Origin of the sequence: Fodinicurvata sp. EGI_FJ10296, from assembly GCF_040712075.1 — a bacterium.
Lineage (GTDB): Bacteria > Pseudomonadota > Alphaproteobacteria > DSM-16000 > Inquilinaceae > JBFCVL01.
Window position 1 is genome coordinate 373,131 of sequence record NZ_JBFCVL010000004.1, and the last position, 24,470, is coordinate 397,600.

Here is a 24,470-nt window from a genome sequence, read left to right on the forward strand (position 1 = left end):
CGCTCGCGCGCGCAATTCGGTGAGGACGTGGCACTCCACGCCCTCATCGGCGCCGGCCCTGCGACCATCGTCGAGGTGGGTGGCCACGACGGCGTAACCGGCAGCATGAGCCTCTATTTCGAGGAACTCGGCTGGCCCTGTCTGGTCGTGGAGCCGATCCCGGCGCTGGCCGAGGCGATCCGCCGCCGGCGGACCTGCATCGTCGTTGAAGCCGCGGCGGACACGACCGAGGGGCAAGCTGATTTTCTGGTGCCCGAGGGCAGCGAGACGATCGCAACGCTGGACAACGAAAACACCGCTCATTCCCGTATCGGCGAACATACTGGCGCCGTTAGCCGCATTCAGGTGCGGACCCGCCGCCTCGACGACATCCTGCACGATGCCGGCCTTGACCGCGCCGATGTCGTCAGCGTTGACGTCGAAGGCAACGAGCTGAACGTGCTGAACGGATTTTCCCTCAGCCGTTGGAATCCACGATTTCTGATTCTCGAAGACAACAGCTTCGGCCGAGATCAGACGGTTCGCCGGCATCTGCAGCACCAGGGCTATCGCATCATGCGCGTGACTGGTGTCAATCACTGGTACTGTCGGGCCGACGATCCGGCGTTGACCGTGCTGGAACGCACACGATGCCAGGCGATGCTGCTCGCCGTTCGGATTTTCGGAATCGTAACCGGGCGCGGGCGACCGTCCGGCTAACTAACCCGTATCATGCGATATCGCCCAGCACCGCATCGGATGCCGCGAAATGCCCGACAGCCTCCGGCAGGGCCGGGCTTTCCGCCGGCAGGCCGAGGGCTTGCATCACGGTGGGCACGGAGACCGCACCATCGCGGGTTCGATACGCGCCGCGCACCAGGGCCACGGCAATCAGCGTACCATCGGCGCGTTCGAACCGCTGGCGAATATAGAACCAGCGGTCGTCCCAGCCGATCAGACGGCTGGTGAGATGAAAGCGCTCGAACGGGGCGATGCTGCGCCGATAGCGGATCATCGCACCGCCGATCACCGCCATCCAGCCATTCTTGCGCATCGAACCGGTGAACCCGGCGCGCACGACCAGATCCAGACGGCCAAGATCCATCAGAGTGAGGAACCGGCCGTTGTTCATATGGAAGTTGCCGTCCAGATCGTGCGGCCAGCAACGGAACGTCAATTGGCGCTCGGCCATGACATCCCGCACGGGCCGGCCCAGAAAAGCCGCCACCAGCACCCGTAGCAATCGCATATACAGGTTCATACCAAGGCAGACCGCTCGCGGCCGCGATCAGAAATCGTCATCGGCCAACCCCATGATACTTCCGCCGCCGTTCATGATCGCGATGAACCGTCCATTGGCTTCCGGCAACATCCGCTCCATGAAGAACCGCGCCGTTGCCAGCTTGGCCTCGTGGAATCCGGGGTTGTCGGTCCCCGCCGCCAGTTTTTCGTGCGCGACGACGGCCATGCGCAGCCAGGCCCGCCCCATGGCGACCAGGGCAAACAGCCTCAGATAGTCACTGGCTGCGGCACCGGCCTCGTTGGGATCCTTCAGCCCGCGCTGGGCGACGATCAGGGTCGCCTGCTGAAGCTTGCCGAAGGCCTTTGCCAGCGGTCCGACGAGACCGGCAAGTTGCCCGTCTTCGGCGTGGGACCGAAGCAGCGCCTCGGTCGGATGGAAGAAGTACCTGAGCAGGCGACCCGTCTCCTGGGGCAGCTTGCGCCCGACCAGATCCATGGCCTGAACGCCGTTCGCCCCTTCGTAGATCTGGGCGATCCGGGCATCGCGGACATGCTGTTCCATACCCCATTCGCGGATATAACCATGACCGCCGAAGATCTGGACGCCCATATTGGCGCAGTCAAAGCCCATATCGGTGAAATACGCCTTGATGATCGGCGTCATCAGCGAAACGAACGCCTCGGCCTCCCGCCGCCGTTCGGCGTCCGGGTGACGATCCGCAACGTCGATCGCCTGTCCGACCTCGTATGCGATCATGCGGGCGCCTTCGTTGAACGCCTTCATGGTCAGCAGCATGCGCCGGACATCGGGATGCACCATCAGGCTGTCCGCCGGCTGATCGGGCGATTTCGGCCCGTCCAGCGCCCGGCCCTGACGTCTGTCCTTTGCGTAGGCGAGTGCATTCTGATAGGCGACCTCGGCGATGCCCAGACCCTGCAACCCGACGCCGAGCCGGGCGACGTTCATCATCACGAACATGGCCTTGAGGCCGCGATGCGGTTCTCCGACCAGCCAGCCCTGCGCGCCGTCGAAGTTCAGCACGCAGGTCGCCGAGCCGTTGATCCCCATCTTGTGCTCGATCGACGCGCAGCGAACGCCGTTTCGCGCGCCGGGCGTCGCATCGTCGCCCTGACCCTCGGGCAGGAACTTCGGCACAACGAACAGGCTGATACCGCGGGTGCCCGACGGCGCATCGGGCAGCCGTGCCAGCACCAGATGAACGATGTTCTCGGTCAGATCGTGTTCACCGGCCGAGATGAAGATCTTGGTCCCGGTCAGGCGATAGGCGCCGTCTAAACCGGGGTCGGCGGTCGCCTTGGTGCGGACCAGTCCCAGATCGGTGCCGCATTGCGGCTCGGTCAGGCACATGGTGCCGGCCCAGCGCCCACTGATCATGGGCGGCAGATAGGTGCGCTTCTGATCGTCACTGCCGAACGTTTCCAACGCGTTGATGGCGCCGTGCGTCAGCCCCGGATACATGGCAAACGCCATGTTGGCCGATGACAGAATCTCCTCCATCACGAAGTTCACCGACTTCGGCAGCCCCTGTCCGCCATGGGCGGGGTCCGACGACAGCGCCGTCCAGCCGCCTTCGGCGAACGCCTTGTACGCGTCCTTGAAGCCGGCCGGCGTGCGTACGGTCCCGTCTTCGTAAGTGCACCCTTCTTCGTCGCCGACGCGGTTCAGCGGGTACAGTTCGCGCTCGGCGAATCTTGCACCCTCCTCCAATATGGCGGCGACGACATCGGGCGTGGCGTCTTCGTATCCCGGCAGTTCGGCCAGTGCGCCGACATCCAGCACGTCTTCCAGGATGAAGCGGATGTCGTCGAGTGGCGCCTTGTAACTCGGCATGGCTGTGATCTCCTTACCCGACCCGTCAGTTGCGCAGCGGCTTGTTGGTTTCGAGCATATGCTCGATCCGGGCGATGGTGGCCGGATGCCGGACCATCTCCATAAACGCCGCCCGTTCCAGCGCCAGGATCGCGTCTTCATCGAGGGTCTCGGTGATATCGGTGTCGCCACCGGAAAGCACCCGCGCCAAGGCGTCGGCAACCACTCGGTCGTGCGGCGTCGCCACGCCGGCAAGCGCCATCTGGTCGACCGCGATCTTCATGCCGGTGCGCGCCGTCGGTCCCGGCAGGCGAATTTCCTCCGGCGGCGACGGCGGTGTATAGCCCGCCTGGACCATGGCAAGCGCGCGGGCCTTGGCATCGGCCAGAACGCGGTCACGGTTCATGGTGATGCCGTCGGTCGGCCGCAGAAAGCCCAGTTCCTGCGCCTCCATGGCCGATTTCGCGACCTTGGCCGTGCCCAGCGTCTCGAACACCGATTGTATCGGCGGCATCGGGCCGTTCGGGCGTTTGGGATTGACCATATGGCGCAGCAGCATCTCCTTGCATCCGCCCCAGCCGGGGACAAGACCGACACCGGTTTCGACGAGACCGATATAGGATTCGCCCGCCGCCTGAACCGCGTCGCAATGCAACAGCATCTCGCAGCCTCCGCCCAGGGCCAGACCCGCGGGGGCGCCGACGACCGGGAACGGCGCGTATTTCATCGCCTGATAAGCCTTCTGGCCCCCCTCGACCAGTTGCTCGACCTGATCCCACAGCGCGACATTGATGACGAACAGGGCCAGGCCGAGATTGGCGCCGACGGAGAAATTGGTGCCGTCGCTGTAAAGCACCATTGCCTTGTAATCGCGGCCGGTCAGCGCGATCGACTTGCCGAGCAGGTCCATGACCTGGTCGTCGAGCGCGTTCATCTTCGTCGTCACCTCAAACCCGGTGACACCATCGCCGAGATCCCACAGGCAGGCCGAGCCGTTCTTGAGCAAGGGCTTCGACGTCCGCTTGATATCGTCCAGCCACAGCACGCCTTCGGCGCGGGGGACCGGGCGATAGCCACCGTCGGGATGGAGAGCGTGCAGAATGCCGTCGACTGTCTTGTAGAACCCTTCGGCGCGGGCCAATTCCAGCAAGGGCGGGACGGCGAATCCCTCGGCCTCAAGCCGGGCGGCCAGCGTGTCGGCACCGATCATATCGGCGAGTTCGAACGGCCCCCATTTCCACGCATAGCCAAGGCGCATCGCCTCATCGACGCCGTGTATGGTGTCGCTGATCTCGGGCACCAGGCCGGCGGCATAGCTCAGCGTCTGCGCCAGTACCCGCCAGGCATACTGGCCTTCGACGCTGTCATGGGCGACGAGACCGGCGAGGCCGGTAGCTTTCGTCGCCTCAACGGCTTCGATCCGCGGTTTCGTCGATGGTGAGAACTCACCGGTGCGGAGATCGACCGACTCTTTTACCTTTTCCGGGCCCGAACGCTCAAGGCGATAGAACCCGCCCTTGCCCTTTCGGCCGGTATAGCCGTCGGCGATCAGCCGCTCGATGACCGGATCGACCCGATAGATTGCCCGATAAGCGTCGTTCGCGGGCAGCGTGGTCAGCAACGACTGTGCGATCTTGGGCATCAGGTCCAGCCCGACGAGATCGACCAGACCGAAAACGCCGGTCTTGGGCACACCCATTGGCCGTCCGACGATCTGATCCGCCTGCTCGACGGTCAGCCCGAGATCGATGGCCTCGTTGATCGCAACCTGAATCCAGAACGTCCCGATCCGGTTGGCGATGAAACCGGGCGTGTCCTTGCAGGTCACCACGCCCTTGCCGAGCCGGCGGTCGCCGACATCGCGGATCATCGCGACTTTGGCGGCGTCGGTCTCCGGCGCCGAGACGACCTCCAGCAGGCGCATATAGCGCGGCGGATTGAAGAAATGGGTGACCATGAACGAGGCCTTGAAAGCGTCGGATCGGCCCCGGGTCAGGATCGACAGCGGGATCGTGGACGTGTTCGACGACACCACGGCCTCGGGTTTGATCACCGGTTCCAGCCGGGCATAGAGATCGGCCTTCACCGCCGGATCCTCGACCACCGCTTCCACGATCCAGTCGCAATCGGACAACGATTGCAGGTCGTCCTCGGTATTGCCGGGCGTGACAAGCCGGGCAACCTTCTTCGACATGAAGGGCGCGGGATCTGTCTTCAGCATGCGCTGAATGGCGCCCCTGGCCAGGGTCGACCGGTCGGCCGCCCCGTCGGGCACGATGTCCAACAGCATCACGGGAATTCCGGCATTGGCGAGATGGGCGGCGATACCGCTGCCCATGACGCCGGCCCCGATCACGGCCGCCTTCTTTACTGTCATGGCCTTGCTCCTTTTCCCGCCGGTCAGATCGCCTCGAGAACGGTTGCGATGCCCTGACCGCCGCCGATGCACATGGTGGCGAGCGCCAGCGACCGGCCCTCGCGCTTGAGCAGCGATGCCGCCTTGCCGGTGATCCGCGCGCCCGATGCGCCCAGCGGATGGCCGAGCGCGAGCGCGCCGCCGTCGATATTGGTCTTGTCCCAGTCCAGGCCGAGATCGTGGGCGACGGCCAGTGACTGGGCAGCAAAGGCTTCGTTCAGTTCGACGATATCGATGTCGGAAAGTGTCACGCCCGCCCGCTCCATCGCCTTTTGCGCGGCGTGGACGGGGCCAATGCCCATGATCTCCGGGGCACAGCCGGATATCGCCATCGAACGCAGTTTCGCCAACGGCTGCAATCCGTGCTCGCGGGCGTAGGCCGCCGAACAGACGATGGTCGCCGACGCGCCGTCGGTCAGCGGGCTGGAGGTGCCGGCGGTAACGGTGCCGGCGGCGTCGAAAGCCGGCTTCAGATTGTCCAGGGCATCGTGCGTGGTTTCCGGCCGGATGGTTCCATCCGCAGCCACGGTGCCGGCTTTGGTCTCGATTGGCACGATTTCGTCGTTGAAGGAACCGGCAGCAGCGGCCCTGGCGGCGCGCGCGTGGCTCATGATCGCCAGATCCTGCTGATCCCGGCGCGGAATGTCGTATTTCTTCGCCAGATTTTCCGCCGTGATGCCCATGCTGACATACGCCCCCGGCATACGCTCCTCCAGCGCGGGGTTCGGCGCCGGATTGAAGCCCATCATCGGCACCCGGCTCATGCTTTCCACGCCGGCAGAGACAAAGGCCCGCCCCGCGCCGCATTGAATGGCGCCCGCCGCCATATGGATCGCCTGCATCGACGAACCGCAATAGCGGTTGACCGTGACGCCGCCGACCGACAGCGGCAGGCCGGCGATCAGCGCGACCATGCGGCCCATGTTGAAGCCCTGTTCACCTTCCGGGAACGCGTTGCCGAGGATCAGATCCTCGATATCCGCCGGCTCCAGACCCAGATCGTCGACCATGACCCGCACCACGCGGGCGATCAGATCGTCCGGACGCACGGTCTTCAGGTCGCCCTTATGGGCGAAATGGTGTGGCGAACGCCTGTAGGCGGCGATGACTACATCCTGGTGCATCGTTCACTCTCCTGTCGGGCGGCCGGCGTCCGCGGCCCCCTGTTCCTGTAGATGGTCGACGATCGCCTGCTCGATATCCCGCAGTTCCGACAAAGTCTGCCGGACGTCGACAAGCTGCTGCTCCAATGCCCCGATACGATCGCGGGCCCGTTCCAGGGCGAAGCGCATCTGGCCGATCTGCCGGTCGCGGGAATCGTAGAGTTTCAGGAATTCCGCGATCTCGGCGATCGAAAAACCCAGCCTCTTACCCCGGCAGATAAGTTTGACCCGGGCGCGATCGGCGCGCGAATAGACCCGCGTGGTTCCCTTTCGTGCCGGTGTGACCAGTCCCTCGTCCTCGTAGAACCGGATCGTGCGATGCGTAAGACCGAATTCGTCGGCCAGATCGCCGATCGACCATGTCCGGCCGTCGGGCCGGTCGTCCTCGCGTTCGACTTTGGTCTTCGCCATCGTCATCGAAATCACGTTTCCCCCGTTCTCGAACACGCGCACGCTGCCATACCGCATCCGCATTCCCTTTACGTAAAGGGAATGTAGCGACTACGAGCACCTGCGTCAATCGCCGCGTCAATCAAGGCGTGCGCATCAGCGAACCACCGCTACGGTCGAGAGTGCTCAGGACGACACCTTGGCAGCCTCTTCCTCGACCAATGCCTTGCGGTTCAATTTGCCGATCATCGTCTTCGGCAATTCGTCGCGGAATTCGATCTGTTTGGGCATTTCGATCGGCGAGAGCTTGTCCTTCAGGAATACCTTCAGATCCTCTGCCGTCAGGCTCTCCCCCTCGCCAAGCTTGATATACGCCTTGACCGTCTGACCGCGATAGGGATCAGGCAACCCGGCGACCACGACCTCAGATACTGCCGGATGCAGATAAATCGCCTCTTCCACGGTGCGGGGATAGACGTTGTAACCGCCGGCGATGATCAGATCCTTGATGCGATCGACGATGAAGGTATAGCCGTCTTCGTCCAGATAGCCGACATCGCCGGTATGAAGCAGGCCATCGACCAGGGTACTCGCAGTCTCGTCCTCACGGCCCAGATAGCCCGTCATGATCTGGGGGCCACGCAGGCAGACCTCGCCGCGCTCGCCCATCGGCATTGATGTGCGGCCGTCCTCAAGCGAAATGATGTGCACCTCCGTGCCCGGCAGCGGCAGACCGATGGAACCGGGCTTGTTCACGCCGAACAGCGGATTGGCGCAGGCGATCGGCGAGCTTTCCGTCAGGCCATAGCCCTCGACCAGCTTGCAGCCGGTCCTGGTTTCGAAGGTCGATTTGGCCTCGACCGGCAGCGCCGCGCCGCCGGAAATGCAGAACCTGAGGCTGGTAAGATCGTATTGAGACACATTGGGGTGATTGTTGATGGCCGTATAAATGGTCGGCACGGCCGGAAACAGCGTCGCCCTCTTCTGCTGGATCAGCTTCAGGCATTCCACGAGATCGAATCGGGGCATCATGACGATGCGCGCAGCGATCCGGACGGACAGCAGCATGACCACGGTCATCGCAAATACGTGAAAGAACGGCAGAACGCCCATCATCGTCTCGCCGCCTTCCTCGGCACCGTCGAACCACAAGGCGGCCTGGTGAATGTTCGCCGACACATTGGCATGCGTCAGCATCGCCCCCTTGGGCGTACCGGTCGTTCCGCCGGTATACTGCAGGACCGCGACATCGTTCAGATCGATGTCGACCGGACGGAACCGCCCGTCATTGCCGACCAGATCCTTCCAGCGGACATGGCGATCGTCGCGCGGAATGCCGTGCGCCCGGTCGCGGTGTTTCAGCAGCGGAAACAGCCAGTTCTTCGGAAAGGGGAGTATGCCGGCCATCGGCGCGACGATGATCTTCCGCAGGGTTGTGCCGGTCAGCATCGGCGTCAGCTTGTCGTAAAGCACCTTGAGATCGAGAGTGACCATCACTTCGGTCCCGCTGTCATCGATCTGATGGCGGATTTCCCGATCCGCATAGAGCGGATTGAAGTTGACGACGGTAGCGCCGGCTTTCAGCGCCGCAAAATACGCGATGACGAAATAGGGCGTGTTCGGCAGAAACAGCCCGACTTTGGTTCCCTTGCCGATACCGATGGCCTGAAAACCCTTCGCCGCCCGATCGACGAATTCACCCAATTGCCGATAGGTCCAGGTCTTGCCCATGAAATCGGCGGCCGTGGTATCGGGAAAACGCCGGACGGTTTCGTCCAGCACCTGAAACACGGGCTTGGTCTCGATCGGCGCGCGCCAGTCGACGTTGGACGGGTATCCCCGGTCCCATACATGGCTCGATTCGCCTCGGGCCATTTCGGCCATGGTCGTTTTCTCCCTCGGGTGGCGGCGCCGTATTGTTCACGGACCCGACCTGGTGTATCCCATGACGCGCCGTTGGCATCGGTACGCCTGATCGACGGTAGCCTTAAACACAGTCGCCATTCAACCGGAAGTCGCCGTGATCCACACCGATAGCGGGAACCAGCGGACGACGCGGTTGCCAGTCCCCATGGACCCAAGCGGACGCATCGATTGGCACGTCTAGATTTTAGCAGTTCGCCCGCGACGGCATCCATCCCCCTCGTGCGCCGATTGGTGGACGAGCATCTTCGCAATCACCTGGGCGCGATCGCAATCGCCACGATCTGCATGATCGTCGTTGCCGCCGCGACCGCTGGCATGGCGCAGATGATGGAACCTATCATAGACGATATCTTCACCAACCGCCGCGAAGATATGCTCGTGCCGGTGGCCATTGGTGTGTTCGCCATCTTCTTTGCCAAAGGCTGTGCCGCCTATGCTCAATCGGTGCTGATGGATCATGTCGGGCGGTCGATCATAGCGGAACTCCAGGTCCGCATGTTTTCCAGCCTCGTCCGTGCCGACCTGACGGATTTTCACGACATGGCGTCCGGCAAGCTGGTGTCTCGATTCACGCACGACGTCCAGCAACTCTACGCCTCCGTCTCGCAAACGATGACCGGCATGGGCCGGGACGTGCTGACGGTAATCGCCCTCACCGGTGTCATGATCTATCAGGACTGGCAACTGGCGCTCATCGCCGCCGTCGTCTTCCCCGTCGCCCTGCTGCCGGTCGCGCGGCTGGCACGGTCGATGCGCAAGGTGGCCGGCAAAACCAACGCCCATTTCGGCGTCCTGACATCGCAACTGTCGCAGATCTTCCAGGGTATTCGCCACGTCAAGGCCTACAACGCCGAGGATCGCGAGGCCGCCCGCATCAACGCCGTCATCTGGCAAGTCGCCAATCTGATGCAAAAGGCAGCGAGAATCCGGGCCGCAACGCAGCCGATCATGGAAATATTGGGCGGAATGGCCATCGTCGGCGTCATCCTTTGGGGCGGCTGGCAGGTGATCAACGACCAGCGCAGCGCCGGATCGCTCTTCGCCTTTATCACCGCACTGCTGCTGGCCTACGAGCCGCTGAAGCGGCTCGCCAATCTGAATACGGTCCTGCAGCACGGTCTGGCCGCCGCCGACCGCGTCTTTCGAACCATTGACGCCAATCCGGCCATAACCGACCGCGGCGACGCCCGGCGGCTGGCGACGGTCAGGGGCGATATCGCGCTGGACAACGTGACCTTCGGCTATCGCGGCGGCCCTCCGGCCCTGCACGACCTGTCGATCGCCGTACCGGCGGGCAGCACCGTGGCATTGGTCGGACCGTCCGGTGCCGGCAAGTCCTCGGTCCTCAACCTGATTCCGCGGTTCTACGATGCCGAAGCGGGGCGGATCACGCTCGACGGCACCGACCTCCGGGATCTGGAACTGACATGGCTGCGCGATCAGATCGCGCTCGTCAGCCAGGATGTGACGCTGTTCGACGATACGGTCCGCAACAATATCGCCTATAGCCGGCCCGATGCGCCGCTCGATGCCGTCATCGACGCCGCCCGCAACGCCGCGGCCCATGATTTCATCGCCGAAATGCCGGACGGTTACGAAACCATGGTCGGCGAGCAGGGCGTCAAGCTGTCCGGCGGTCAGCGCCAGCGGCTGTCGATCGCCCGGGCGATGCTGAAAGACGCGCCGATCCTGTTGCTGGACGAAGCGACGTCCGCACTGGATACCGAAAGCGAGCGTCTGGTTCAGGACGCGCTGCAACGCCTGATCAAAGGCCGTACCACGCTGGTCATCGCCCACCGGCTATCGACCATCGTCAATGCCGACCGGATCTATGTTCTGGACGAGGGCCGGGTAGCGGAATCCGGCAACCACGAGCAACTCATCAACCGCGGCGGGCTGTACGCGCGGCTTTGGTCGATGCAGACCACGGGGCAGACCACGGGGCAGACCACGGGACAAACGGCGGAACAGTCGGGAGATACCCAACCCCACGGCCAGCCGCCGCAAGCCGCACAAATCTAGGCCCGTTCGGGAACGAAACCGTCCGGCTCCTCTTCCGACAATGCGTCAGTCGGGTCCGCGCCGGTTGAGTCCTCAGCAGCCAGCATCCGGACGATGCGGCAATCGGCCACGCGGCCGCCCGCGCAGTGGGCGACCATTCGGTCCAGTTCGGCTTTCAGGCGGCTGAGTTGCTCGATCCGCGTGGCGACCGCGTCGGCATGGCGCCGCGCGACGGCATCGATCGATGCGCAGGGCCGGTCCGGCTGATCGGAAAGACCCAGCAATTCGCGGATATCGTCCAGCGGAAACCCCAGGGCGCGCGCCCGTCGGATGAACGCCAGCCGCTCGACCCGGCCATGATCGTAGACGCGCTGGTTGCCTGCCGTCCGCTCCGGCGGCGCCAGCAGACCCACCGATTCATAGTATCGGATCGTGCGTATATTGCACCCGGTGGCCTTGGCCACCGCGCCGATGGTCATGGCGTTCCGCCGCTCCATCGCGATTTCTCCTTGAACCTCCAGTGGCTAGAGGTCCCATGTTGGGATCGAGCCGCGGACACGCAAGGTGACGGCAATGACCATGGTAACGACTTTCCTGCAAACATTCCTCGATCTGGCGCTGGCGACGGCGCCATGGCTGCTGCTGGGTCTGGTGCTGGCTGGCCTGATCCGCGCGTGGCTTCCCCAGTCGACGGTGGCGCGCCATATCGGCACCAACAGCATGGGTTCAGTGCTGCGCGCGTCGGTTATCGGGTTGCCGCTTCCGCTGTGCTCGTGCGGCGCCATACCGGTTGCGCTGGAACTGCATCGGCGCGGGGCCGGACGCGGTCCTTCAGCGTCATTTCTGGTTGCCACGCCGGGCATCGGGCCCGACGCCTTTATCCTGACCTCGGTCCTTTTAGGGCCGGCAATGGCAATCGCCCGCCTCGTCGGCGCGTTCGTGACGGCTGTCGCCGTCGGCGCGGCACTGCTCGGAAACCGGGAGACGGCTGTGGCCAGCACCGGTCCCGCCGCCTGCGGGTCCTGCTGCGGAGCGCACGGCAGATCAGCGGCCGACACCGGTGAACACGGCCCGGACAACCGTCGCACGCCCGCCCTGTTCGCCGGTCTGCGCGACGCGGTAACCGATTTCATGGACGATGTAGGCCTGGCCGTGGTCCTGGGACTGGTGGTGGCGGCGGCCATCATGTCGCTGTTACCGCCGGAAAGTCTGGCCGCACTTGGCGGGGGCGTCGCTGCGATGCTGCTTATGGCGGTGATCGGCATCCCGATGTACATATGCGCAGCTGCGGCAACGCCGATCGCCGCCGCTTTGGTGGTGGGCGGCATGACGCCGGGCACGGCACTCGTCTTCCTGATCGCCGGACCTGTGACGAGCCTCGCCACACTCGCAGCCCTGCGAGCAGCGTTCGGGACGGCCGACGTCATTCGCTATGTCGCCGCTATTGCCGTGACCTCGATTGCGGTCGGGCTGGTGGTCGATCTGCTGATCGGCATGACCGGCTTTCAGGTCACGGCACTGACCGGCGCGGCGGCCGAGATCATCCCCGCCCCCGTCGCCTGGCTATCGCTGGCCATTATTGCGGGCCTGCTCCTGCGCCCGGCCGCCGACCGGCTGAAAACATTGGTGGCCTATACGGGGCGCCTGACCGGCGATGCCGGCTGACGGAGATCAGCCCATGCTGTCGCGCCATCGGGCCAGCCGGTCGACCGCCTCGTCCAGAACCCGATCCTGCTTGGCAAAGCAGAAGCGTGCGACCGTCGTCACCGGGTTTTCCGGGCAGAAGGCACTGACGGGGATGGAGGTGACGCCGGCTTCTTCGGTCATTCGGCGGCAATAGGTTACATCGTCGACGCTGGCGGCATCCGACAGATCGATGTTGACGAAATAGGTACCCTCGCACGGAAGAACCGTGAAACCGGTCCGGCGCAATCCCTCGGTCAGCCGGTCCCGGCGACGCTGCATCTCTTGGGCAAGGCCATCGAAATAGCCATCGTCCTTTTCGAGCCCGTGCGCCACGGCTGTCTGCAAACCGGGCGGCGTCGTAAATGTCAGGTACTGGTGCGCCTTGGCGAGAATCGAAAGCAGCTCCGGGGCCGCCGTAATATAGCCGACCTTCCAGCCGGTCAGCGAGAATGTCTTGCCGGCCGAGCCGATCTTGATGGTTCGCTCGCGCATGCCCGGTAGCGTAATCAACGGTATATGGCGGCGGCCGTCGAAGACGATATGCTCGTAGACCTCATCGCAGATGGCGAAAAGATCGTTCACGACCACGAGGTCTGCCAGATCGCGCAGTTCCGGCTCGCCGAACACCCGTGCCGCCGGATTGAGCGGGTTGTTGAACAGAATTGCCTTGGTCGCCGGCCCGACCGCTGCCTTCACCGCCGCAATATCCAGGCGCCAGTCCGGCGGGGTCAGCGTCACGTAGCGGGGTACGCCGCCCGCCCGGCGAACCAGCGGGGCATAGGCGTCATACATGGGCTGAAACAGGATGACCTCGTCGCCGGGCTCGATCAGCGCGAGAAGCGCGCCGGCCAGTGCCTCGGTCGCGCCGGATGTGACCATGACCTCGCGCTGCCAATCGACATCGAGACCGTAGAAGCGATTCTCGTGCCGGGCGACGGCCTGGCGCAATTCGGGCACGCCCATCATGGATGGATACTGGTTCCAGCCGTCAACGACCGCATCGGCGGCGATGCGGAGCATGTCCTCGGGACCCTTGTCGTCGGGGAAACCCTGGCCGAGATTGACGGCACGATGCTCGGCTGCCAGCCGAGACATCGATTCGAATACCGTCGTGCCCAGCCCCGACAGCACGGCGTTACCCTGCTTCACGTCATTTCCTCCGTCACGGCCGCTATCATCCGACGAACGGCGGCATCAGGCTTCCGTCCGTCGGGAACATCCGTCAATATAGCGTCTCAACAGTCAGGTAAAGGCCACCGTCAGGCGGGTCTTGACGCCGGCCTGATCAACGCGCAATGACCTTGGCCAGCACTGTCGATTCGCGGGCCATGCGGCTTTTGCGGAAAACAGCATACCAGGAAGAGAGTACGGATCTGTGACCGGACACACGACACGCTTCCCATTCCGCACGCTTTCGACGATCCGAACGGCCGCGATGGCGGCGGTTGTGATGATGTTGCCCGGCTGTGCGGCGCTATGGCCCGGCCAGGACGAACCGGCGGAAGAACAGCGCAGCTATGAGTCCTATTTCGAGGCCGAGCGGCGGGGCGAAGCCCTGCCCGACGATATGTTTCGCCTGGAAGAAGCAATACGTTTGTATGAACAGGGTCTCGAACTGGACGCAGAAGGCGACACGGCTGCGGCAGCGGACGCGTTCGAACAGGCTGGCCGGCTGTGGCCCGACGGGTTGGGCGCCTGGGTCGCTCTGGCGGAATCCGCCGATCGCCTTGGCGACGACGACCGCTTTGCGACGGCGTCGTTCATGGTGCAGCGAACCTGGCTCCACAGCGGCAACGAGCCCTATGTCCAGCGGGAGGTCAACCGGTCACTGCGCGATTATCTGCTGCGCCAGCGGCGCGGCGAGGTCGAAGACGACGAACGGCGTTCGGAACAGACCCTGGAACTGGCGGAGCGTCTGGCGGATTATTACGACTGGCGGGCAGCCCGATCAGGGCGCTACGAACCCCAGCGCCTGGCCTATTTCGACATATCCGCAACGGAAATCCCGGCGGTGGTGATCTCCGGGGCCGGACTGGGATATTTGCTCCGGCCGTCTGAATAGCCCACAGCCTGTCCATCCACCCATACGGCAGCCCCATGCGGCAGCCCCATGCGGCAGCTATGACTGGCTGGCCGATCCTCCTCGGGCAAGGCCCCACGGTCCGCCCGCATCACTGGCCGCTTCGGTCCTGGCTTCACGCACCATGTCCTTCTGGCGGCCATTCCAGACCGGGTCGGTGGCCGGGTCAAACGACGGGTCGAGCGCCCGGATGCGGTCCAGCAACGGTGGATGTGTCGACATCATGCCACCGCTGAGCCGCGCTGATGCGTTGCTGAACATCATGTGGCGGGCTTCCTCGGCCTTGGGCGACGCAATGGCGCCGCTTTTGCCCAAGGCGCCGATTTTCTTCAGCGCGTTCGCCAGACCCTCGGGATGGCCGGTGAATGAGACCGCCGTCGCGTCGGCCAGATATTCGCGCTGGCGCGATACGGCCGCCTGCATCATGCGCCCGAAGAGCATTCCGAGACCGCCCAGGATCAGCAGCGCCAGGCCGATGGCCAGAATAGCGCCCGCTCCCTTGTTGTTGCCCGATCGGCGGTGGCGGCCGGCCCCGCCGACCATACCGCCGCGCAAGGCGATACGGCCGATGATGTAAAGGGCGACGAGACCGTGAACCAGCCCCATCAGCCGAACGTTCAACGCGGTGTCGCGGCTGCGGATATGAGCCATTTCGTGCGCAACGACTCCTGAAAGTTCCGCCCGGTTCAGGCTGGACAGCGCCCCGTGCGTCACAGCCACGGCCGCCTTCGACGGCTCTGCCCCTGCCGCGAATGCATTGATGCCTTTTTCGCCCTTCAGAACAAAGATGCGCGGCACCGGCAACGCCGCCGCCAGTGCTGTTTCCTCCACGATATTCACATAGCGCCGGATCATGAAGTTCGAATGTTCGCCGGTCACTTCGGTCGCGCCCAGCGCCTTGGCGACGGTCGCGCCGTCCGTCCCCAGCCGAATGATCTGAAAAATTGCCGTACCACCAATGACAGCCGCCACCGCCAGTCCGGCCAGAAGGACGATCTCCCAGTCGATCGACGCCGCAATCCGGCCGGGATCACCGGTATCGAACGCCGTTTGCAGCCCCGGGCTGAGCAACGCGCCCGCCAGCATGCCGACAATGGCGGCGATTATGGCGGTCGCCAGCAAGAAAACACCGACAAAAAGACTGCTGCGGCGACGCGCCTCGCGCTGGATCGCATAGTGGCTGCGATCGCCTGAGGTCATGTAAAGCTGACCTTGGGCATCTGCTGGATCGCGTCACGGTCTTCGAATTCCAGTTCCTGCGCCGTCTTGAACGCGAACATGTTGGCGATGAAATTGCTGGGCACGGTCTGCACAGTATTGTTGTATTCCAGAACCGTGTTGTTATAGCCGCGCCGGGACGCCGCGACCCGCTGCTCCATCGTCGAAATCTCTTCCATCAGATTGAGGAATGTCTGATCGGCTTTGAGGTCGGGATAGGCTTCGGACAAGGCAAACAAACGACCGAGTGCGGAGCCCAGTGTTCCTTCGGCCTGGCTGAGCTTTGCGATGGTCTCGCCGTCAGGACTCTGACCGGACGACTGGGCCGACTGAGATGCCTGGGCGCGGAGGTTCTCGGCGCTGTTGCGCGCCTCGATCACCGCATTGAGAGTCTCTTTCTCGTGCGCGGCATAGCCTTTGACCGTTTCCACCAATGCCGGGATCATGTCGTGGCGTTGCTTGAGGGCAACATCGATCTGCTTGTAGGCATTGCGATAGGTGTTCCGGAGCGTCACCAGTCGGTTGTAGAGCACGACGCCATACCCGGCGACCGCAACAACGATCACCAGAATAATCAGCAGTTCCACAGCTCAGGCCTCCCATTTAATACCAGAAGATGCAGTCGGCGACCGACTCGCAGTTCTGCCGATTATAACAGGGAATCGGCAGACACGAAGCCACGGATGCGGGGACGGCCGAGCGCGGTTCCGCCCGGCGGCTGGATCGGCATGGGCATTCCCTGCCGATTCCGGTTTCCGAAATTCAAGAATTGAAACATTATACTGACTGGCCTCCGCAAAGCGCGCCTGCGCAGGATAACGAGGTTTGCGAAATCGTTTTCCGCCGAATATTCTTCGAATCGAAAGACTCGAAAAATGTTGATCCGGCCGATCGACGGTGAGATACTTTCCATTCAAACGAACATCATCCCAGCCAAAAGCAACGAATGCGGGATATGGCGATCGACGGGTGCAACGCTTCTCTCAGGTGAACGGACGGCGTTGGACGACAAGGGAGGAAATCCAGTGGTAGCTTTCATGCTCAATGGTACGGACGTCGATGTCGACGTTCCGAATGAATCGCCATTACTTTACGTCCTCAATTTCGATCTGAATGATATTGGGCCGAAATACGGCTGTGGCCGATCGCAATGCGGGTCCTGTACCGTTCTGATCGACGGCGATCCGGTCCGGTCCTGCGACGTATCGGTATCGGCCGCTGCGGGACGCAGCGTGACCAGCCTGCGCGGCCTGCGCGAGGCCGACGGCTCACCCGGTCCGCTGCAACGGGCGTTCATCGAGGAACAGGCCGCGCAATGCGGCTTCTGCACGTCTGGAGCGATGCTCCAGGCCCAGGCGCTCCTCGATCGCAACCCCAATCCAAGCGAGTCCGAAGTCAGGTCCGGCCTGAACGAGATCCTGTGCCGTTGCGGAACCCACAACCGGATCATCCGCGCCGTTCTGCGCGCGGCAGAGGAGGCGTGACCATGAATGAACTCCTTAGCGTCAGCCGCCGCCGGTTCCTGCAAACCAGCGGCTTTCTGAGCATCGCTTTCAGCATGCCGGTAAGCCTGAAAATCGGCAGTGCCCTTGCCAGCGACGGGTCGCAACTGCATGGCGATCTTCGCGGAAATCCCATGCTGGATTCCTGGATTCAGATCAATGCCGACGGCACGGTCAGAATGCTGATCGGCAAGGTGGAACTGGGCCAGGGCATCGTTACCGCTTTCGCCCAGATCGTGGCGGACGAACTCGATGTCGATATCGGCCGTCTGGACATTGTTTCCGGCGACACGTTCCTGTCACCCGATCAGGGAACGACAGCCGGCTCGAACTCGATGCCGGCAGGTTACGGCGCACTGCGCATGGCCGCAGCCGAAGCTCGGCAGGTGATGCTCGAACTCGCATCCCAGAACCTGGGCGTCCCGGCGTCGGAACTCTCGGTTTCCGACGGCACGGTCACCGGACCCGATGGCGCAGAAGCGACCTATTGGGACCTGATCACGGGCGAGGAACTGCACCGCGAGATCAGCGGAACCGCAACGCCCAAGACGGCCGATCAACATACCATCGTCGGTCAATCGATCGGCCGGCTTGATATCCCGGGCATGATGACCGGTGAGCCGACATTCCTGCATGACCTGCGCCCCGAGGGTATGGTTCACGGCTATATCGTCCGCCCGCCGACCTATGACGCCAGTCTGGTCGACGTCGACACCTCAGCTGCCGAAGGGTTGCCGGGCGTCATTGCCGTCGTCCGCAACGGCAGTTTCCTCGGTGTCGTCGCAGAGCGGCCAGAACAGGCCATTTCCGCCGGCGAAATGCTGAACCAGATGGCCGAATGGAACGTGCCCGCCAATTTGCCGGGCAACGACAACATTTACGACTGGCTGCTGGCGCAGGACGCGATCGTCAAGCAGACCAAGGACGAACCGCGTAACGGCGGCCCCGAGGCGGCCCGCACGATGGAGGCGACCTATTATCGCCCCTATCACATGCATGGTTCGCTGGGCACGTCGGCGGCGATCGCCACACTGGGCGACGATGAGGTCATGACCATCCAGACCCACAGCCAGAGCGTATTTGCCACGGCCGAGGCGATTGCCGGAATGCTGGGCGTCGACCTGGACAAGGTCCGCTGCCAGCATGTCCAGGGGTCGGGCTGCTATGGTCACAATATGGCCGATGACGCGGCCGCTGACGCCGCGCTGTTGGCACGCGAGGTCCCGGGCCGGCCTGTCCGTCTGCAATATACACGCGATCAGGAGCATCGTTGGGAACCCTATGGCTCGGCCATGGTCATCAAGACACGGGCCGGCGTCGATGAAGACGGCAACGTACTCGATTTCGAGCATGACGTCTGGTCGACACCTCATGGCCTGCGGCCCAGCGGCAACCCGGCGCGGCTGCTGCCCGCGCGGTATCTCGATCCACCGTTCGAGGACATCGGCATTCCTGAAAATTCAGGCGGCCCGCCGAACTACAACACGGCCCGAAACGCCATCGCTGACTATTCTTTCCCGGGTCATGTCGTAACCGATCATTATGTGCCTCAAATTCCGCTCAGGGTGTCGTCAACCCGCGGATTGGGAGCGTTCGCCAACATCTTCGCCGATGAATCCTTTATGGACGAGCTGGCGGTGGATGCAGGCGTCGATACGCTGGAATACCGACTTCGGCATACTGACGACCAGCGAGCCCTGGACGTGATGAATGCCGCGGCGGAAAAGTTCGGCTGGGCGAGCTTCGAACGCCGCGAAAACCATGGGCGCGGTTTTGCCTATGCCCGTTACAAGAACTACGCCGCGCTTTCGGCCGTAGCGCTGGAAGTGGAAGTCAACCCGCGTAACGGACGGATCCGCGTCATACGCGCGGCGACCGCTGCCGATGCCGGTGAGATCGTCAATCCCGACGGCCTGACCAACCAGATCGAAGGCGGTCTGATCCAGATGCTGAGTTGGGCGTTGAAGGAAGAGGTCCGGTTCGACGATACGCGGGTTCAGTCCAATGATTGGGCCAGCTATCCGATCCTGACCTTCTCTGAAGTGCCGACCGTCGAGACGGTTTTGATCAACCGTCCGGGCGAACCCTATCTCGGCGCCGGCGAAACCATGACGGGGCAAGCTGCCGCCGCGGTGGCGAACGCGGTCTATGACGCCATCGGCATCCGGCTGCGGCGCGTGCCGTTCACGCCGAGCGCCGTGCAATCGGCGTTGCGAAGCTAAGTCTACCGGCGCCGTTCCCGACCCTGACAAGCCGGCGTGAACACGCGTTTCACGCCGGCTTATTGTCGGCGGTTCCCGTTCGCCCGATACCCTGCCCGTAATAGTCCGGACCGATCGATCCCATGAAAATCAAGCGTATCGCCCTTGGTACCGCCGCCGTCCTCGCTGCTACCCTCGTCGTCGCAGGCGGCGGGGCCTATCTTTGGGCCGAACGCCACGACAGTCTTGATGCGATCGATCCACCGGACGCAGCTTCCTTTGACAGCGAATTGATCGATCGCGGGGAAACCCTGGCCGCGGCCGGCTTCTGCGCCAGTTGCCACACCCGGTCGAGCGCCGAGCCCTATGCCGGTGGACGGCCCATGGAAACGCCGTTCGGCGTGGTTCACGCAACCAATATCACGCCGGACCCGGAAACCGGCATCGGCCGATGGTCGGCCGACGCCTTCCGTCGAGCCATGCATCAGGGGATACGCCGGGACGGTGCCTATCTTTATCCGGTTTTTCCCTATGATCATTTCACCCGCATCACCGATGACGACATCGATGCGCTCTACGCCTATTTCATGACCAGGAAACCCGTTGAGCAGGCGACACCCGAAAACGGCCTGTCTTTTCCTTTCAACGTCCGAACTCTGCTGGCGGGATGGACTCTGCTGTATCTCGACGAAGGCCGGTTCGAACCGGACCCGGACCGGGACGACGAATGGAACAGAGGCGCCTATCTGGTCGAAGGACTGGGCCATTGCGGCGCCTGCCACACGCCCCGAAACGACTTCGGCGCCGTCAACGAAGACGCCCGCTTCACCGGTGCCCGTGTCGATGGCTGGTACGCAACACCACTGATACCGCACTCGCCCGCACCCGTCCCCTGGTCGGAATTCGGCATGGTGAATTACCTGATCGATGGGTGGGACATGGACTACGGCATCGCCAACGGGCCGATGCAACCGGTCGTCAACAGTCTGGCTCGGCTGCCGGAAGACGACGTCTATGCGATTTCCACCTATCTGCTGTCGTTCCAGGACGATGAATCGGACGTTTCGCGTGACGATCTGCTGGCCGACGCCGAGGCGCGTGCCTTTGCTGACGACCGCGTGCCCGAAGACGAACGACTCGAAGAAGGACCGTTGCGGCGCGGCCAACAGCGGTTCGCCGATTCATGCGCCAATTGCCATCGGTCGGTCTCGGATACTGCGCCGCTGGCGCTCCTGTCATCGGTCCAGGGGGACGATCCGATCAACCTGATCAACGCGATCATCGACGGTGTGGAACCGCCCGATGGCGTGCCGAACAAGTCGATGCCGGGCTTCAGCTCGATGCCGGACGACGAAATCAGCGATCTGGTCGCTTTCATCCGCCACCACTTCACCGACGAGCCAGCCTGGGAGAACGTATCGGACGCGATCGCCGAGAGCCGCCGGAATTTCCAGTGATACGGCTGTGTAGGCCCACGAATTGAGATATATCAATGCTTCGCCCCACGCCGACCGCTATTCTCCTGAGTGATCGTCAGTCGTCGTCAGGCGGCGGATCGACCCGGGAAGCGATATCGGTGGGGGCCAAGATCGCTTCCCGGGACCTACTATTGGCAGAAACCTAGGCCGCCATCACGGTGTTTCTGCCGCCTTCCTTGGCCCGATACAGCGCCCGGTCCGCCCGATCCAGCGCCTCCAGCACATCGCGGTCGGCCGCGACGATGGTCGCGCAGCCGAAACTGGCGGTAACGAACAGATTTCCGCCGTCATAGGCGACCGGTTCCGAGGCGATGGCCCGGCGCAGGCGCTCTGCCAACAACCGCGCGTCATTGATCGTGGCGTTCGGCATCAGGACCGTGAATTCCTCACCCCCGAATCGCGCGACCAGATCGGCATTGCGCGTTGATCGCAATGTGGTCTCTGCAACCGATTGCAGCACCGCGTCACCGGCGGCATGGCCGTGCGTGTCATTGATCGCCTTGAAACGGTCGAGGTCGAACACGATCGCGGCGGCATCACGTCGTCCGGCAACAACGTCTTCCAGCACCGGGCCAGCAGCCTCCAGAAATGCCCGACGGTTGAGCATGCGATGAAGCATAGGATCGTAATCGGCCAGCGTCCTGAGCGCGGCGATGTCGTCGGCCATCCGCCGCGTTTTTTCGGCGACCTGTTGTTCCATGACCTGCTGAGTCTGATCCAGGGCCGATTCCAGCCCGCCGATTCGCCGCAACAGCGAGCGCAGCGCGAGAGAAAGGCCCGATACTTCTCGTGAGCCGCCGACCATGGGCATCTGACCGCTGCGGGGATCGCGGCCCAGATCCTCCGCCACATCGGTAATGTGTCCCAGCGGCCGCACCAGACGGCCAATGAGAAACCAGACGCCCAGAATTCCCGCCGCTGCAACCGGCACCGCGATGGCAATGATCGCCGCCCGCGTTTCCTGAACAGGCGCCAGGGCCGCATCGACCGGCCGGCGTGCGACAACCGACCAGCCGGGCCCCGGATAGCTGTCATAACCGCTGGCCAGAGCATAGCCATGCAGGTACAGGCCACCATCGGGTCCCTGCCCTTCAACGATTCCGCGGCCCCAGAGCGGCATCAGCGGTGTGAACATCGTCTCTCGCGGAACGCCTTCGACGCCGAGGATCACCTCGCCGGCGATGTTCACGACGATGATCTGCAGATCGTCCGGCGTCGCACCGTTGGCGAGCACCGTCCGCCGCATCTCGTCCGCGAAATCCCAATCGAGATAGGCCGCAAGCACGCCGACCAGGTCGCCGGCATTGTCGCGAACCGGAAATGCGATCGTGACGAACCGCCCGTTGGACAACGATTGCGAAGCCCGATCCTCCTGGGCGGATTCCAGCAGCGGTGCCGGCGCGACATCACCAGCGTGAGGCCGGCGCGACCCATCCTGAAACCATGGCCGGTCGGCGGCAGACAAACCGATCATCCTGTCGTCGGTTCCGGCCCTGATCGTTCCCCCGGCGTCGGCAAAACCGATCCAGGCATAACGGTCCTCATCCGACTGTACGGTGTCGAAAACGGCGCGGAGTTGCTCCACACCGTCGGGATCCGCTGCATGGCGGCGGATATGCGCCATCCGGGAAAGGGTATCGATTTCGCGGTAGCGCTCGAAAATGCTGCGGTCCAGAGCGTTTGCGACCGACGCCGCCGAACCTTCAAGCGAATGAGTGATCATGCCACGCAGTCGGTCGGTACCCACAACACCGACAGCAGTTCCGGCAACACCGACCAGCGCCACCGAAAGAAAGGCGACGACGGCGATGATCTGGGCGCGCAATGAAAGTCGATCCAACATGATGGCGTGGATCATAAACGCGTTTTCTTACTGGAAGAATAAATTCCGGATCAAATTTCGATCCAAATTCGCCGCATTACATTAGATGCCGAATGATTATCGCTGTATCAGTCGCGATCCTGCCATTTATATACTGATCGATGGGCAGGCTATTCGGCGGCCGCCGGCAGCGCCGCCGCGTCGCCGTGCAAATCCGGAAGTCCGGCCGGACGGGGACCACCCGTCGCCCAGTCGAGCAGATGAACCGTATGAACGATCGGAATGCCGGTGCCGCCGGCGATCTGGGAAATGCAGCCGATATTGCCGGTTGCGACCAATTCGGGCTCCGTCGATTCGATATTCGCGACCTTGCGGTCACGCAGCCGACCGGCGATCTCGGGCTGCAACAGGTTGTAGGTTCCCGCCGATCCGCAACAGAGATGCCCCTCGGGCACGTCGACGACGTCGAATCCGGCATCCTTGAGCAACGATTTCGGCTGTGTGCGCAGCTGCTGGCCGTGCTGCATCGAGCAGGCCGAGTGATAGGCCACACGCTGCCCGCGCGGCGCCACGGGGGCGTTCAATCCGATATCGGCCATCACCTCGGTCACGTCTCTGGCGAGGGCACTGATCCGTTCGGCCTTGTCGCGATAGTCGGGGTCTTCCCGCAGCATGAAGCCATAGTCCTTGACCGTCGTACCGCATCCCGACGTGTTGATGACGATGGCGTCCAGGCCCGGACCGCCGCCCTCTTTCGTCTCGCGCCACCACGCGTCGACATTCGCCCGCGCCGATTCGAGCGCCGGTTCTTCCATGCCCATGTGGTGGGTCAGGGCGCCACAGCATCCGGCACCGCGGGAAACCGCGACTTCGACGCCGTGTCGGGTCAGAAGCCGTATCGTCGCCTCATTGATCGACGGGTCAAGCACCTGCTGGGCGCAACCGTTCAGAATTGCCACACGCTGCCTGGGCCGGGTCCGGTGAACGCCGTCCGCCGGAAACACCTGCGGCTTGTCGACACCGCTGGGGGCCGGAATCGTGCGAGGCACCATCCCCATCAATGTCTTCAGCCGCCCGGGGAACAGACCCGCCGCCCGTCTGACGGGCCACGCACCCATCAGCGCCAGCCGGAACAGCCATGGCGACGGCAGCACGACCGACAGCAACCGGCGCATCAACCGGTCGGGCAGCGGCCGTGTATAGGTCTCCGCGATATGTTTGCGGCCGTGGTCTACCAGATGCATGTAGTGGACACCGGACGGACAGGTGGTCATGCAGGACAGACACGACAGGCACCGGTCGATATGCTTGACGACCTGCGGCGTCGCCGGCTTGTCGTTCTCCAGCATGTCCTTCATCAGATAAATCCGGCCACGCGGGCTGTCGAGTTCGTCGCCCAGCAGCACATAGGTCGGACAAGTGGCCGTACAGAAGCCACAATGCACACAGGCCCGGAGGATCTTTTCCGACTCCCGGGTATCGGGATCGGCCAGTTGGGCCAGTGAGAAATTCGTCTGCATCGCCTACTCCGCGCG

General features: G+C 63.4%; 19 protein-coding genes. 7 read left to right on the forward strand and 12 right to left on the reverse strand.

Annotation, left to right across the window (positions count from 1 at the left end):
* Window positions 1-27: 27 nt before the first annotated feature.
* Window positions 28-699, forward strand: coding sequence for an FkbM family methyltransferase (locus ABZ728_RS10605; protein WP_366656073.1), 672 nt, complete (start codon window positions 28-30; stop codon window positions 697-699).
* A gap of 10 nt (window positions 700-709) precedes the next feature.
* Here ABZ728_RS10605 and ABZ728_RS10610 read toward each other — a convergent pair whose 3' ends face one another.
* From ABZ728_RS10610 to ABZ728_RS10635, 6 genes are all read right to left on the reverse strand, one after another.
* On the reverse strand, window positions 710-1,228 hold the full coding sequence (locus ABZ728_RS10610; RefSeq protein WP_366656074.1) for a thioesterase family protein: 519 nt from the start codon (window positions 1,226-1,228) through the stop codon (window positions 710-712).
* Between the two features lie 39 nt (window positions 1,229-1,267).
* Window positions 1,268-3,073, reverse strand: coding sequence for an acyl-CoA dehydrogenase C-terminal domain-containing protein (locus tag ABZ728_RS10615; protein WP_366656075.1), 1,806 nt, complete (start codon window positions 3,071-3,073; stop codon window positions 1,268-1,270).
* 25 nt (window positions 3,074-3,098) lie between these two features.
* Window positions 3,099-5,429, reverse strand: a complete 2,331-nt coding sequence (locus ABZ728_RS10620; RefSeq protein ID WP_366656076.1) for a 3-hydroxyacyl-CoA dehydrogenase NAD-binding domain-containing protein — start codon at window positions 5,427-5,429, stop codon at window positions 3,099-3,101.
* Window positions 5,430-5,452: 23 nt separating this feature from the next.
* Window positions 5,453-6,592 (reverse strand): thiolase family protein, encoded by a 1,140-nt coding sequence (locus ABZ728_RS10625; RefSeq protein ID WP_366656077.1) that lies wholly within the window; start codon window positions 6,590-6,592, stop codon window positions 5,453-5,455.
* Window positions 6,593-6,595: 3 nt separating this feature from the next.
* Window positions 6,596-7,099 (reverse strand): MerR family DNA-binding transcriptional regulator, encoded by a 504-nt coding sequence (locus tag ABZ728_RS10630; RefSeq protein WP_366656078.1) that lies wholly within the window; start codon window positions 7,097-7,099, stop codon window positions 6,596-6,598.
* A 108-nt stretch (window positions 7,100-7,207) separates the two neighbouring features.
* Window positions 7,208-8,905, reverse strand: a complete 1,698-nt coding sequence (locus ABZ728_RS10635) for a long-chain fatty acid--CoA ligase (RefSeq protein ID WP_366656079.1) — start codon at window positions 8,903-8,905, stop codon at window positions 7,208-7,210.
* Window positions 8,906-9,115: 210 nt separating this feature from the next.
* On the opposite strand from ABZ728_RS10635, the gene ABZ728_RS10640 reads away from it, so the two are divergent.
* On the forward strand, window positions 9,116-10,969 hold the full coding sequence (locus tag ABZ728_RS10640) for an ABC transporter ATP-binding protein (protein ID WP_366656080.1): 1,854 nt from the start codon (window positions 9,116-9,118) through the stop codon (window positions 10,967-10,969).
* On the opposite strand, the gene ABZ728_RS10645 is transcribed toward ABZ728_RS10640, so the two are convergent.
* Window positions 10,966-11,445, reverse strand: a complete 480-nt coding sequence (locus ABZ728_RS10645; RefSeq protein ID WP_366656081.1) for a helix-turn-helix domain-containing protein — start codon at window positions 11,443-11,445, stop codon at window positions 10,966-10,968. The genes ABZ728_RS10640 and ABZ728_RS10645 overlap by 4 nt on opposite strands.
* Window positions 11,446-11,521: 76 nt before the next feature.
* On the opposite strand from ABZ728_RS10645, the gene ABZ728_RS10650 reads away from it, so the two are divergent.
* Window positions 11,522-12,613, forward strand: a complete 1,092-nt coding sequence (locus ABZ728_RS10650) for an SO_0444 family Cu/Zn efflux transporter (protein ID WP_366656082.1) — start codon at window positions 11,522-11,524, stop codon at window positions 12,611-12,613.
* Window positions 12,614-12,619: 6 nt separating this feature from the next.
* Here the strand turns inward: ABZ728_RS10650 and ABZ728_RS10655 are convergent, their stop codons facing one another.
* Entirely contained in the window at window positions 12,620-13,783 is a 1,164-nt protein-coding gene (locus tag ABZ728_RS10655) for an aminotransferase (protein ID WP_366656083.1), read from the reverse strand.
* A gap of 226 nt (window positions 13,784-14,009) precedes the next feature.
* Between ABZ728_RS10655 and ABZ728_RS10660 the strand changes: the two genes are divergently transcribed.
* A complete protein-coding gene (locus ABZ728_RS10660) occupies window positions 14,010-14,696 on the forward strand; it encodes a hypothetical protein (RefSeq protein WP_366656084.1) in 687 nt (228 codons plus the stop codon).
* A gap of 57 nt (window positions 14,697-14,753) precedes the next feature.
* On the opposite strand, the gene ABZ728_RS10665 is transcribed toward ABZ728_RS10660, so the two are convergent.
* Window positions 14,754-15,914 (reverse strand): M48 family metalloprotease, encoded by a 1,161-nt coding sequence (locus tag ABZ728_RS10665; RefSeq protein WP_366656085.1) that lies wholly within the window; start codon window positions 15,912-15,914, stop codon window positions 14,754-14,756.
* Entirely contained in the window at window positions 15,911-16,519 is a 609-nt protein-coding gene (locus ABZ728_RS10670; RefSeq protein ID WP_366656086.1) for a LemA family protein, read from the reverse strand. Before ABZ728_RS10670 ends, ABZ728_RS10665 begins: the two co-directional genes overlap by 4 nt.
* A gap of 438 nt (window positions 16,520-16,957) precedes the next feature.
* Between ABZ728_RS10670 and ABZ728_RS10675 the strand changes: the two genes are divergently transcribed.
* From ABZ728_RS10675 to ABZ728_RS10685, 3 genes are all read left to right on the forward strand, one after another.
* Window positions 16,958-17,416, forward strand: a complete 459-nt coding sequence (locus tag ABZ728_RS10675; protein ID WP_366656087.1) for a (2Fe-2S)-binding protein — start codon at window positions 16,958-16,960, stop codon at window positions 17,414-17,416.
* 2 nt (window positions 17,417-17,418) lie between these two features.
* On the forward strand, window positions 17,419-19,656 hold the full coding sequence (locus ABZ728_RS10680) for a molybdopterin cofactor-binding domain-containing protein (RefSeq protein ID WP_366656088.1): 2,238 nt from the start codon (window positions 17,419-17,421) through the stop codon (window positions 19,654-19,656).
* Window positions 19,657-19,778: 122 nt separating this feature from the next.
* Window positions 19,779-21,092, forward strand: coding sequence for a cytochrome c (locus tag ABZ728_RS10685; RefSeq protein WP_366656089.1), 1,314 nt, complete (start codon window positions 19,779-19,781; stop codon window positions 21,090-21,092).
* Window positions 21,093-21,255: 163 nt separating this feature from the next.
* Here the strand turns inward: ABZ728_RS10685 and ABZ728_RS10690 are convergent, their stop codons facing one another.
* On the reverse strand, window positions 21,256-22,956 hold the full coding sequence (locus ABZ728_RS10690; RefSeq protein WP_366656090.1) for a sensor domain-containing diguanylate cyclase: 1,701 nt from the start codon (window positions 22,954-22,956) through the stop codon (window positions 21,256-21,258).
* Between the two features lie 149 nt (window positions 22,957-23,105).
* Window positions 23,106-24,455, reverse strand: coding sequence for a glycolate oxidase subunit GlcF (glcF, locus tag ABZ728_RS10695; RefSeq protein ID WP_366656091.1), 1,350 nt, complete (start codon window positions 24,453-24,455; stop codon window positions 23,106-23,108).
* Between the last annotated feature and the right edge of the window lie 15 nt (window positions 24,456-24,470).